Annotated in this window: 10 protein-coding genes; all 10 read right to left on the reverse strand. The window is 30.1% G+C overall.

Going from position 1 to position 12875, the window contains the following annotated elements; all coding sequences use genetic code 11:
- Positions 1 to 106: 106 nt before the first annotated feature.
- The 10 genes from RBR53_02235 to RBR53_02280 are packed head-to-tail and all read right to left on the reverse strand — an operon-like array spanning position 107 to position 12813.
- On the reverse strand, positions 107 to 1747 hold the full coding sequence (locus RBR53_02235; GenBank protein MDY0131464.1) for a dipeptide ABC transporter ATP-binding protein: 1641 nt from the start codon (positions 1745 to 1747) through the stop codon (positions 107 to 109).
- The gene (locus RBR53_02240; protein ID MDY0131465.1) at positions 1719 to 2747 is read right to left on the reverse strand and encodes an ABC transporter permease; all 1029 of its coding nucleotides are present in this window, start codon (positions 2745 to 2747) and stop codon (positions 1719 to 1721) included. The genes RBR53_02235 and RBR53_02240 overlap by 29 nt, the downstream gene beginning before the upstream one ends.
- A 2-nt stretch (positions 2748 to 2749) precedes the next feature.
- Complete coding sequence (locus tag RBR53_02245; GenBank protein MDY0131466.1) at positions 2750 to 3841, reverse strand: microcin C ABC transporter permease YejB; 1092 nt, start codon at positions 3839 to 3841, stop codon at positions 2750 to 2752.
- A complete protein-coding gene (locus RBR53_02250) occupies positions 3842 to 5620 on the reverse strand; it encodes an extracellular solute-binding protein (GenBank protein MDY0131467.1) in 1779 nt (592 codons plus the stop codon).
- Between the two features lies 1 nt (position 5621).
- Complete coding sequence (locus tag RBR53_02255; GenBank protein ID MDY0131468.1) at positions 5622 to 8435, reverse strand: insulinase family protein; 2814 nt, start codon at positions 8433 to 8435, stop codon at positions 5622 to 5624.
- Positions 8432 to 9496 carry a hypothetical protein gene (locus RBR53_02260; protein MDY0131469.1) on the reverse strand — a complete coding sequence of 355 codons (1065 nt, stop codon included), beginning with the start codon at positions 9494 to 9496 and terminating at the stop codon, positions 8432 to 8434. The genes RBR53_02255 and RBR53_02260 overlap by 4 nt, the downstream gene beginning before the upstream one ends.
- Positions 9480 to 10169, reverse strand: a complete 690-nt coding sequence (locus tag RBR53_02265) for an energy transducer TonB (protein ID MDY0131470.1) — start codon at positions 10167 to 10169, stop codon at positions 9480 to 9482. The genes RBR53_02260 and RBR53_02265 overlap by 17 nt, the downstream gene beginning before the upstream one ends.
- On the reverse strand, positions 10159 to 10977 hold the full coding sequence (locus RBR53_02270) for a biopolymer transporter ExbD (GenBank protein ID MDY0131471.1): 819 nt from the start codon (positions 10975 to 10977) through the stop codon (positions 10159 to 10161). The genes RBR53_02265 and RBR53_02270 overlap by 11 nt, the downstream gene beginning before the upstream one ends.
- The gene (locus tag RBR53_02275; protein MDY0131472.1) at positions 10974 to 12143 is read right to left on the reverse strand and encodes a MotA/TolQ/ExbB proton channel family protein; all 1170 of its coding nucleotides are present in this window, start codon (positions 12141 to 12143) and stop codon (positions 10974 to 10976) included. The genes RBR53_02270 and RBR53_02275 overlap by 4 nt, the downstream gene beginning before the upstream one ends.
- Positions 12130 to 12813, reverse strand: coding sequence for a hypothetical protein (locus tag RBR53_02280; protein MDY0131473.1), 684 nt, complete (start codon positions 12811 to 12813; stop codon positions 12130 to 12132). The genes RBR53_02275 and RBR53_02280 overlap by 14 nt, the downstream gene beginning before the upstream one ends.
- Between the last annotated feature and the right edge of the window lie 62 nt (positions 12814 to 12875).

The raw sequence follows: 12875 nt of genomic DNA on the forward strand, positions 1-12875 counted from the left end.
TTAACTATAACTTTGAATAGTCATCCATTTATCAATGAAACAATCTTATTGTCAAGAAAAAGAAAATTTACCAAAAAGGGCTGTAAAACTTACCTTCCTTATTTAGTTAACCAGTTAATCTCTTAAAAAAAGAAGCATTTATAAGCTTTTTTGTATATTCATTTACAGGATTTAAAAAAAGCTCTCTTGTATTGTTTTCTTCAATAATTTTACCCTCTTTCATAACTATTGTCCTGGTTGCTATTTCTTTTACAAGCTTTAAATCATGGGAAATGAATATATAGGAAATCCCATGTTTTTTCTGAATATTTTTCAAAAGACTTATTACTTGAAACTGAACTGTTCTGTCCAAAGATGAAGTGGGTTCATCCAGCAGGATAACCTCAGGCTCAACCACCAATGCCCTTGCAATTGCAATTCTTTGTCTTTGTCCTCCTGAAAACTCATGGGGATAATGATTAAGGCTATCAAAAGGTAACATTACTTCTTTTAAAACATCTTTTACAATTTTTTTTCGTTTTTGGAGATCAAATTTTTTATGGACAAGAAGTCCTTCTGAGATAATTTCAAAAACAGTCATCCTGGGGTTTAAGCTCCCAAAGGGATCTTGAAAAACAACCTGAATTTGGGATCGGATTTCCCTTAAAAGTGAAGGCTTTAAATTATCAATTCTTTTGTTTTTAAAATAAATTTCACCCCTTGAATCAATGAGCCTTAAAAGTGAAAGACCAAGGGTTGTTTTTCCTGAACCACTTTCTCCCACAATTCCAAGAGTTTCACCTTTTTTAAGTGAAAAATTTATTTTATCGCAAGCTTTGATAAAACCTTTTGTTCTTTTTAAAATTCCTTTTTTAATGGGAAACCAGACCTTTAAATTTTTTGCCTCTAAAACTATTTCATCACTTAAACTCTCATCAAATCCAAAATCGTTGTCTGAACCCATGAGTTTTTTTGTATACTCATGGGAAGGATTTTCAAAAACATCTTTTGAATTTCCATACTCCAAAGCCTTTCCTTCTTTCATTACAAGGACTTTATCAGCAATGCTTTTAACAAGAAGAAGATCATGGCTTATAAAAATCATGGACATTGAAAGTCTTTGCTTTAAATCATCCAAAAGCTTTAAAATCTCAGCCTGAACAGTTACATCAAGGGCAGTGGTTGGCTCATCTGCAATTAAAATATCAGGATTTTGCGCAATTGCCATTGCAATCATCACCCTTTGCCTTTGACCTCCAGAAAGCTGATGAGGATATGAATCATATCTTTTTTCAGCCTCTTGAATTCCCACCATTTTCAAGAGCTCAACCACTTTTTTTCTTGTTTCTTTGATTTTTTTACCGGAATGAATTAAAAAAACCTCTCCAATCTGATTGCCGATTTTATGAAGGGGATTTAAAGAGGACATGGGTTCTTGAAAAATCATTGCAATTTTTTTTGTTCTCAATTTCTGAATATATGATTCAGGCATTTTTAAAAGATCTGTATTTTTATATAAAATTTCACCGCTAACCTCACAAAAAGGAGGTTTGGGCAAAAGCCCAATTATTGATTTTGCAGTAATAGACTTTCCAGAACCGCTTTCTCCAACAATTGCAAGAGTTTCCTTTTGCCTGAGTGTAAAACTAAGAGATTTTACTGAATTAATACTTTTTCCAACCTTTTTGTTGAAACTTATATCAAGGTTTTTTATCTCTAAAATAAAATCATTTTCCATTTTATCCCTCAACCCTTGGATCAAAAGCATCCCTTGCAGCTTCTCCTGTAAAAATCAAAAGACTAAGCATAAGAGATAAAGTTATAAAAGCAGAAATTCCAAGCCAGGGAGCTTGGATATTTTCCTTTCCCTGGGCAAGAAGCTCACCAAGGGAAGGAGAGCCTGCCGGCATTCCAAATCCTAAAAAATCAAGGGAGGTAAGTGTAGTTATTGAGCTATTTAAAATAAAAGGGAAAAAAGTCATTGCAGCAATCATTGCATTGGGAAGCATATGTCTTGTCATTATTCTAAGATCTGAAACCCCTAAAGCTTTTGCAGCCATTACATATTCAAGGTTTCTGCATCTTAAAAACTCGGCTCTTACAACATCGACAAGACTCATCCATGAAAATAAAAGCATGATAAAAAGAAGCCAGAAAAAACTTGGCTGGACAAAACCTGACAAAATAATAAGAAGATATAAAACAGGCATTCCTGACCAGATTTCAATTATTCTTTGACCTAAAAGATCGATCCTTCCTCCAAAATATCCTTGAACAGCACCGGCTGCTATTCCTATTAAAGAGCCGAAAACAGAAAGACAAAGGCCAAAAAGAACTGAAATCCTGAATCCGTAAATAAGCCTTGCTAAAACATCCCTGCCCTGATCATCAGTTCCTAGAAAATTTTCACTCCCAGGAGGGGAAGGAGCCGGGGATTTTAAATCATAATTTATTGTATCATAGGAAAATCTTATCAAAGGCCAGATCATAAAGCCTTTTTCATTTATAAGCTCCTGAACATAAGAATCACGATAATCTGCTTCAGTTAAAAAATCTCCGCCAAAATCTGTTTCAGGATATTCAATAAAAACAGGAAAAAAAAACTTGTTTTCGTATTTAACAAAAATGGGTTTGTCATTTGCGATAAATTCAGCAAACAAGGTAAGAACAAAAAGTATTATAAAAACTATTGAAGAATAATACCCTCTTTTGTTCTGCTTAAACAAAAGAAATCTTTTTTTTGCCATCCCAAATTTATCGGTTTTCAAAATCAACCTGTCCTTGTTTCAAAATCAATTCTTGGATCAACAAGAGTGTATGTTAAGTCTGAAATTATTCTTATAAAAAGACCAAGAAGAGTAAATATATAAAGACTTCCAAACATAACTGGATAATCCCTTGTTATTGCCGACTCAAATCCTAAAAGCCCCAGACCGTCAAGAGAAAAAATAACTTCAATTAGTAAAGAACCGCTGAAAAACATCCCTATAAACGCAGAAGGAAAACCTGCAATTATTATAAGCATTGCGTTTCTAAAAACATGACCGTAAAGAACTGATTTTTCATCAAGACCTTTGGCTTTAGCTGTCAATACGTATTGCTTGTGAATTTCATCAAGAAAAGAGTTTTTTGTTAAAAGTGTAAGTGTGGCAAATCCGCCGATTGATAAAGACAAAACAGGAAGAAAAATATGACTTAAATAATCTTTGATTTTACCAAAAAAGCTCAATTCATCAAAATTTATGGAAGTAAGTCCTTTTAAGGGAAAAATATCAAAATAATTTCCCCCTGCAAACAGGATTATTAAAAAAACAGCAAACAAAAATACAGGAATTGCATGTCCTATTGTTATCAAGGCACTTGTGTAAATATCAAATTTTGAGCCGTGGGTTACAGCTTTTTTTACTCCAAGGGGAATGGATACAAGATAAATTATTAAAGTACTCCAGACTCCAAGGGAAATTGAAACAGGAAGCTTTTCTTTTATAAGTGTTATTACTTTTTTGTTTTTATAAAAACTCTGTCCAAAATCAAAACTGATAAAATCCTTGAGCATTTTAAAATATCTTTGATGCAAAGGCTTGTCAAAGCCGTAAAGGATTTCAAGCTCTTTTATGAGCTGAGGATCAACTCCCCTTGACCCCCTGTATGAGGAAAGGCCTTTTGAGTCAGAAGAAAAGGTTTCCATTGATTTATCCCCTGAAACCCTTGACAATGCATTTACTTTCCCTGTTTCAAGCTTGGCTATCATTTGCTCCACAGGCCCGCCCGGAGCCGCCTGAATAATAAAAAAATTCAGGGTGATTATCCCAAGCAAAGTTGGAACAAGCAAAAAAAGTCTTCTAAATATATAGGCTCCCATTTAATCTTCCTGCCACCAGGAATTAAGCCCAATTCCGTATTCAGGTGTTTTTTCTGGGTGTTTAAGCTTCTTGTTATAAGCAACTCTGAAAGAATCTATATGCCAATGGGGAACAAGGTAATAATTCCAGAAAAGCACCCTGTCCAAAGCTTTTGAATGATTGATAAGATTTTGCCTTCCTTTTGCTGAAATAAGCTTTTCTATGATCTCATCAATTACAGGATTTTTTATTCCGCAATAGTTTCTGCTTCCCGGAGTATCAGCAGCAAGGGATCCCCAAAAATATCTTTGCTCATTTCCAGGCGAAAGGGACTGGGGAAAAACAGCGGTTATAATTTCAAAATCAAAATTTCTTATTCGATTATAAAACTGAGTATCATCAACCCGTCTTATTTCAAGTCCTATCCCAAGCCTTTCAAGACTTTTTTTATAGGTAAGGGCAACTCTTTCAAAGGCTGGATTTGAAATCAAAATCTCCAGCTCAAGGGGCTTTTTAGAATATTTGTCAATTCTTTTCCCATTTTCAACCAAATATCCTTCTTTTTTTAATATTTGAGAAGCTTTTCTTAAGTAATATCTTAGATTCTTTTCTCCGTCAGTATTGGGGAGAAACATTTCTTTTTCAAAAACCTCAGCTGGAATTTTACCCTTATAAGGTTTTAAAATTTCAAGCTCTTCTTTTGAAGGCAACCCTTTTGCAGCAAGCTCTGAATTTGAAAAAAAAGAAAGAGATCTTTTATATTGTCCATAAAACAAATTTTTGTTTATCCAGTCAAAATCAAAAGCATATACAAGAGCTTTTCTTAAATTTTTGTTTTTAAACTTTTCACTTCTTAAATTAAAAGCAAATCCCTGCATTCCTGAGCTGTTTTTATGATAAATCTCTTCTTTTAAAATTTCACCTTTATCAAAGGCTTGCCCTGTATAGGATACAGCCCATGATTTTGCAGTATACTCAAGGCGGAAATCATAGGCTCCTGCCTTAAATGCTTCAAGTGAAACTGTTTCATCCCTGTAATAATCAAAAATAATTTCATCAAAATTATACATTCCCTTGTTTACAGAAAGATCTTTTCCCCAATAGTTTTTCACCCTTTCATAAGCAATAAATTTTCCGGGGCTGAACTCCTTAACTTTGTAAGGTCCGCTTCCCAAGGGAGGGATTAGCCCTGATTCAAAACCTTTTTTTTCATAATAATGCTTTGGAAGCACAGGAAGCTGGGAAATAATTAAGGGAAGTTCTGGATTTTTACTTGTTTTAAAATTAAACCTTACTTTTTTATCTGATACTTTTTCCACATTTAAGACATCATTATAATATTTTTTATAAATGGGAGATCCTTTTTCCATTAAAATATTAAAAGAAAAAATAACATCTTCAGGAGTAATTATTTGCCCATCGTGAAACCTTGCTTTTTCATTTATTTTAAATTCAACATATTCATTGGAATCTGGAATTGTTATTTCTTCAGCTATAAGTCCATAGATTGAAAAAGGCTCATCTTCGGACTGAACACAAAGATTTTCAAATACATAACCAAGTCCGTCTGCTGAAAGACCTTTTAATACAAAAGGATTTAAGGAATCAAAACTTCCAGTTGACGCCCTTTTCAAAACCCCGCCTTTTGGGGCATTGGGATTTACATATTCAAAATGTGAAAAACCTTTTTTATATTTCACTTCACCATTCATGGCAAACCCATGGCCTGAAGAAGTTTGACAATAAACCCCAGGTACAAAGCAAAAAAACAACAAAAAGAAATAAACCAGATGTTTCACTTTAGTCCTCTTTTTTCGATTTGATTATAAGAAATGAAATGTTTTCCTTTAAAAGATATTGGTCGCATTTTTCCTGAACAACTTCTTTTGTAAGTGAAGAATAGTCTGAGACAATGGTTTTTGCCCATTCAAGCTGAACTTTATTTTGAAAGGAGCCGTCAAGCACAGTATTAAGCCAGTATGAATTTTGCTGAACCTGGGTTGCAATTGAACTTAAAAGTGGTTTTAAAGCCCTTTCAAACTCATCATCTGTAATTTTTTTATTTTTTAAGCTTGAAATTATATTTTTTATTTCTTTTTTTACAATTTCAGTCTTTTCAGGTGAAGTTTTTACTCCCATGAAAAGACCTCCATAATTTTCATAAACTTTTGAAGGCTGATTATATGCAAAAGGAGAATAGGCCAGGCCAAGATTCTCCCTTATATTTACCCTGAGTCTGTCATCAATAATTCTTGCACAAAGACTTAAAGCTCTTGAGTTTTCTATTGGATAAATATGATCTGTTTTAAACCCGCCAAGAACAAAAGCAGATTCTATTTTTGTATCTACAAAAATTTCTTTGTTTTTTCCCATTGGAAAACCCACAGGCTTTGGTGATAGTTGTTTAATTTTACTTCGCTTTTTATCTACGCCCAAATATTTTAAGCTAAGGTTTTCAATAACTTCTTCATCAAAATCACCAACAATAGAAACTTCAAAGGCCTGATTTTTGAAATTATCATTAATCAATTGCTTTATATCATGAATACTTATTTTTTTTGCATCTTCATAGGTTAAAAACTCAAATCTATGATCGTTTTCCGCAAAAAAACCACTGGCATTCAAACTCAAGTTTCCATCAACTGATTTAAGCTTTTTTTCATATGAAGTTTTAAGCCTTTTCAAGGAAAGCTCATAGGCATTTTCTTTAATCCCAGGATCATTTATATAATGATAAAAAAGAAGAAACAATGTTTCAAGGTCATTTTTTGAGGAGCTGCCTGTAAAATAAAGCCTGTCTTCATCAACTCCAAACTTTAAAAAGACATCTTTATTGGAAAGGCTTATCCCAAGCTCTTCACTTGAAATGGAACTTAATTTACCAGAGTTTAAAACCCTTGAGCTTAATAAATATAATCCTTTTTTATTTTCAGATTCAAAAGCTTTTCCCCTTCCAAAGGATGCTTTAAAAAAAACCTTATTTTTATCAAAATCTGTTTTTTTATAATTTATTATATTATTATTTTTTAAAATTATTCTTTTAACTTCAGGTTCAAGAACAAGTTTTTCTTTTATCCCGGATTTTTGTTCAGAAATTTCAAGATAAGGAAAAACTTTGGCTGTTTTTTCATTTTTTTCTTTTGTTTTTTGTAAAAAAGCCTTTTTTGCAGACTGAGATATTTTTTCAAGAGGTTTATCTTTAATCAATACATTACCTGTTAAGGCAATAGAAAGATTGTCAAGATCCCAGATTTTATCAAAACTTTTATTTAAATCCTCAAGGGTTAAGTTTTTTACAAAAGGAGAAAAAATCTTTTGCTCATTTTCAGGCGAAACAATTATTTCACCTCCCATGGCAGAAGAAATATAAGAGGCCGCAAGTTCTTTTGTATCCCTGGTTTTAGAAGTTTCAACTCCCCTTTCAAATATCTTAATTACTTCATTTTTCACTCTTTCCAGCTCATATTGATAAAATCCGTTTTCCTTAATTTTCTTAAGCTCCAAACCTAAGATAAGAAGAGTTTTTTCCCAGTTTTCCGGACTTGTTTTACCTGAAATATTTGACCACAAAACACGATTCATAAAAGGGAAAGTAAAAGTATTTGCAGATTCAAAGGGCTGGTCACTTTTTTCAAGAAGAGAATTAAGCCTGTAATTTAAAAGAAGAGAAACCATATATTTTTTAAGCCAGCTTGATTCGTATAAAAAATTGCTGGTTTTACTTTCAATATCTTTTATAAAATTGATTGAAACACTTGTGCTGGCTGATTCCTTTTCATAATGATAAAAAGTTTGGATCCCTTTTTTATTTTTCAATTTTCCAAAATCAGAAATTTCTTTAAAAACATTAGTTTTCTTTTTTTCTGAAAAAACTTCTTTTATAAGCTTTTCTGTTTCATCTAGATCTAAATCTCCTACTACGGCAAGCACCATTCTTTCAGGTGTATACATTGAATTATAAAATTTCTTTAAATTTTCAGGGCCTGAACTTTCAAGAACTGATTTTTCACCTATGGGAAATCTCTTTGGTAAAATAAGACCATCAAACAAAAAATTATAAAGTTTTACCCTTGTTCTATAATCAGCAGAATCACGGGCTGACATTTCAGCAAGGACAACTTTTCTTTCTCTTTCAACCTCTTTTTCGGGTATAAGGGCATTAAAAGCAAAATCATTTAAAATTATCAATCCCTCCTTTAATTCCTCTTTTTTACCTTCTGGAAGATAAATTTTATATACTGTTTCATCAAATCCTGTGTGTGCGTTTGTATCTGCTCCAAAATCCATTCCTATTTTCTGGAAATAATTTACAAGTTCTCCTGGGCTGAAATTTTTTGAACCGCAAAAAACCATATGCTCAAGAAAATGAGCTATTCCTCTTTCTTCTTCTGTTTCATGAATTGAGCCTGCCATTACTCCAAGGTACAAAGCAGCCCTTTTTTCAGGAGTATTATTTGTTTTGATAAGATATCTAAAGCCATTATCCAGCCTGTTGAATTTAATTGATTGATCAAAGGGAAGATCTGTTTTTATTTCAGGCCATTTAAGCCTTTCTTCTCCAAAAGCTGAGATTGAAATAAAAAACACAGCTGCAAAAATAAAAATTTTTTTCATATTTCACCACTTATAATATTTAAAGCCTGATCAGAATAAATTGATTTTTTATCTTGGGATAAACTAAAGCATTTAAAAGCTTTTACATATTCACCTACCATTAAATAAGCTTCTCCTGCAAAATAATATAATTCACCTGATTTTTCTTTATTTAACTCAGCTAAACTTAAAAACAATTCACCTGAATTTTTATATTCGCCATTTATAAATAAAATTTTTGCCTTTAGTAAATCTGATTTAAAATCAGAAGTTTTTATTTTTTCTATTGCTTTAAAAGCTTTAATATAAAGTCCTGAATCATAATAAAGCCTGGCTGTTTCATAATGATTTTGAGGGCTTAATTTTTTATGATAAAAAACTTTTAAAAACTTATTGCCCTGATTAAAATCAAAAAGAAATTCAAAATCTTTTTCCAAAACTTTTTGAATATAAAGATCTGATTTAATGTCTTTTTTTAAAATTTTTTTAAGCTTTATATAATTATTGAAATACAATTTGTCATAGGGTTTAATTTTCAGCAGTTTTTTATGAACATCCAGACATTTTTCATAGTTTTTAAGAGAAAAAAGAATTTGAGATTTTAAATTAAGCATTTCTTCTTTTTTATCCAGAAATTGTTTTTCTTCTAAAATCTTTAAGGCCTTTGTGTAATTTTCACTTAAATAACCTGAATTTGCAGCAAGAAGAATTTCTTCTTCACTTGAATTGTTGTTAATACTTTTTAAAAAGCAGTCAAAGGATTTATCATATCTTTTCATTCCAAAAAAACAAAGGCCTTTATTCCAGTTTAAAGTTTTAAGATTTTCATAACCCTCAGCTTTTTCAAAACATAAAAGACTTTTTTTAAAATTTTTTAAAAGAAAATATTTTTCACCTATAATAAAATAAAACTTAGATTTTTGTTTATTATCAGCATTTAAGTTTTCTATTTCAAGAGTTGCTCTTTCAAGACTGTTTTTTTCAATAAGAGATTTAATATTTGAAAAAGAGGATTCTTCACCACTCAAACTTATTGGGAAAATAAAAAACATTATTAAACAAAAGCTAATCTTTATATACATAACTCACCGGTAAATAAACAAAAGTTGACACTTTTTTCCCATTTTTAATTCCCGGGGAAAACTTCCATTGTTTCACTGCTTTTATTACACTTTCATCAAAAACTTTTTCATGGGTTGAAGAAACTATAGTTAAATCTTCAATCTTTCCATTTTGGTTTACAACAAATCTAAGCAAAATTTTTGCATTTTTAATTCCCATTCTTTTTGCTTCAAGAGGAAATTCAGGCTTTGAGCTTTCAAGTACAAAAGGTTTTTTATCAAGTTCTAAAAGATCAAAAATATTTGAAGGTTTATTGTCTTTATCCCTGATTTCACCATTTGAAAAAAACTTATTTTCAAAACTTTCTTTTTTAATCATTGAATCAAGATCATATTCAAGCTTTTTGCTTTTAAAATCTTTGACTTTTACTTCTTTTTCCTGATAAAAACCCGGTTTTTTCTTTTCATTAAAAACAAAATTTTTAACCCTGGATGAAAAATTTTTTTCAAAACTTTCATTTTCTTTTGAAGCCTTTTCCTGGCTTAAATTCAAGGAAATAAGATTGGTGGATTTTTGTTTAAATTGAGAGTTTAATTTTTTTTCAGGAAAAAGAAAGGAAAGAAGAATAAAAAAAACCAAAGAAATTATAAAACCTCCCATGGTTGAAATTAAGACAATGAACTTATTCTTCATTTTCCACTGAAACCGAAATACTTGATATTTTATTTTTCCTTAAAAAATCTATTAATTCAATAAGTTTTCCTGCAGCCACGTTTTTGTCAGCTGAAATAATTAAATCTTTTTTTTCAAGCTCATTGATTTTCAAAGAGATCTCCCCATAGGAAACAGGTTTACTATTTAAAAAAAGTTGATTGTTTTTATTTAAAACAATAAAATTTGCTTCTTTTCCAACACTTTGCCCGGTTGAAGCACCTGGAAGGTTTAAATCAATAGAATGATTTTCAATAAAGCTTGAAGTTACAACAAAAAAAATTAAAAGAATAAAAACCATATCAAGCAAAGGGGTTAGATTTAAATCATTAACAATGTTTTTCCCTTTTATTTTTTCTCTCAATTTATTTTTTCCCTTTTTTACTTTTACTCTATTATCAGGGCAATACTTTCCCTTTATAAAATTACCTGCAGCTATTCCGGGAATAGCTATTACAAGCCCTGTCTGAGTGGTAGCTAGAGCAAGTCCTATTCCTGAAGCCATTATTGAAGGAGAAATATCTTTTGAAATCCAGATATTTTTAAAAATTTCAACAATCCCGTCAATAGTTCCAAGAAGGCCTATGAGAGGAGCGATTCCAGCAAGAAAAAAAACTGTATTTAATTTTTTTAAAATCTTATTTTCAGCATGGGCTGATTTCATTTCAATATTTTTAAACTTAATACTTAAAATAATATAAAAAATATATGACCAAAGTAAAAATGAAACAATAAACAAAAAATAAAAATATACCCCTGAAATCTTCCACAATTGGGTTAAAAAATTCATTTTTTTCTTAATTTTGCCATAAATATATTTTTCTTTTCATCAAGATCAAAAACAAATTGATCCAGTCTTTGCTCAAAAAAATGATGAAAAATCATAAGAGGCAAAGCTATTGAAAGGCCTAACTGGGTTGTAAGAAGTGCTTCAGATATTCCCCCTGCCATTTCAGCAGCTTTTACAGATCCAGCCCCTCCTGCAGAGTTAAAAGTTGTTATCATCCCTGTAACAGTGCCAAGAAGACCTATAAGCGGAGCAATTCCAGCAAGAACAGCTATTGTGGGATTAAATTTTTCAAGTTTTTTTATTTCCCTCTCCAAAAGAGAATTTATAATTTCATCAGAAAAACTTCCTTTTTCTTTTAAATAAAGTTTTTTATAAAATTTCAGTGAAGGATATCTTTTAAAACTTTTAACAAATTTATTTTCCAGGTTTTCAAAAAACTCCTTTTCTTTTTTTTCTTTGGGGATTTTCATATAAAAAAGAATAAATCCCTGAAAAAGTGTGAGTATAATTCCTGCAAAACCTATTAAAAGAATGGGGTAAATCATTACCCCTCCCTTTTGAATATAGACTAAAACGCTTTCAATAAAACCTGGTTCCATTTTTCTTCCTTTACCAAAACACAAGGGAAAATAAGCTGAGTTATTATTAAAAATATTTTCAATTTTTTGAGAATTTATTTTTTCCTGAATAAAAACTAATTCTTTATCGTCAATTTTTACATATCCATACTCTTTACCGCTTTTATATACTCCTCCCAAATATCCATTCATAATTATTTGCTTTGAATTATATTCAAATTTAAAAAACTTTGAACTATTTGAAAAAAACCTTTCAATTTCTTTTTTAAACGTTTTTGTTTCTTGAAAGAAAAATTGAATTTTTTGGACTGAATCTTCAATTTCTTTTGTTTTATTTTTTTCAGATTGAAATTTTTCAAGGAGTTCAGGCTGGGTGTTTTTAATTTTTAAATCTTTTTCTAAATTTTCAATTTCTGATTTTAAAAAATCAATTTCTTTTAAATATTTTTCTTCTCTGATTTTAAATTCATTTTTAACAATATCAGCAGATTGAATTAAGAATTTTTTTTCCTCTTCTAAAAGATCCTCTCCATACAACAAACTGGAGATAAAAATTAAAAATATAAAAATCAGACTAGTTTTTTTCATTATCTAAATCTATGAACACAGGTTTAAAAAAATTCTCATCAAAACTTCCTGAAAATATCTTTTCCAATAAAGGATTTGTAAATTTTTGATATTCTTGATTTTTTTTATCCCATAAATAAAGAATATTTTCAGTTTTGATTATAACAATACTATTTTCACCAATTAAGGCTTTACCTGATTTTTTTTCATTATTAATTAAAAAAGAAGACTCTTTAAAATAAAAATTCATAGATTTAAAATTCTCTTTTTCAAAAAAACTTTTAAAAGCTTCTGCCTTTAATTCAAAATCTATATCTTCATTAAACAAACTGAATAAAGTATCTTTTTCAATTCTAAATTTTTCTTTTAAAAAAGTGGGCAACCTGGATTTTTGAATTTCAATCCCAGTTAAAATTTCTTTCCATTCCTTGATTTTCAGTTCAATAAATTCATTTCGTTTATTTTCAAGATTTGAAATTTCTTTAATTTTTTTACTCAAAAGATAATGTTTTATTTTTAAATTTTTTATTGAATTTAAATACTTTTCTTCCTTATTATTGATTTCTTCTGATAATAAATTCAGCTCTTCAGAAAGTGAAAAATTTTCCTCAACTTTTATTTCATTTTCCATTCCCCAAATAAAATGGGATAAAAAAATAAAAAGAGAAATTGTATAAAAAAATTTCAGCAATAGAAACTCTCTTTTATATTCTGCCAGGATTCAAGCTTTTGAAAAACAATTTTACCCATAAG

It is taken from the genome of Desulforegulaceae bacterium (genome assembly GCA_034006035.1).
In the GTDB taxonomy this organism is placed as follows: domain Bacteria; phylum Desulfobacterota; class Desulfobacteria; order Desulfobacterales; family JACKCP01; genus JACKCP01.

Bases quoted from the DNA above. Each gene is read 5' to 3' on its own strand.
- RBR53_02235 (MDY0131464.1), bottom strand. From the start codon at position 1,747: ATGCTTTTGATCCAAGGGTTGAGGGATAAAATGGAAAATGATTTTATT.
- RBR53_02245 (MDY0131466.1), bottom strand. From the start codon at position 3,841: ATGGGAGCCTATATATTTAGAAGACTTTTTTTGCTTGTTCCAACTTTG.
- RBR53_02255 (MDY0131468.1), bottom strand. From the start codon at position 8,435: ATGAAAAAAATTTTTATTTTTGCAGCTGTGTTTTTTATTTCAATCTCA.
- RBR53_02260 (MDY0131469.1), bottom strand. From the start codon at position 9,496: ATGTATATAAAGATTAGCTTTTGTTTAATAATGTTTTTTATTTTCCCA.
- RBR53_02265 (MDY0131470.1), bottom strand. From the start codon at position 10,169: ATGAAGAATAAGTTCATTGTCTTAATTTCAACCATGGGAGGTTTTATA.
- RBR53_02270 (MDY0131471.1), bottom strand. From the start codon at position 10,977: ATGAATTTTTTAACCCAATTGTGGAAGATTTCAGGGGTATATTTTTAT.
- RBR53_02275 (MDY0131472.1), bottom strand. From the start codon at position 12,143: ATGAAAAAAACTAGTCTGATTTTTATATTTTTAATTTTTATCTCCAGT.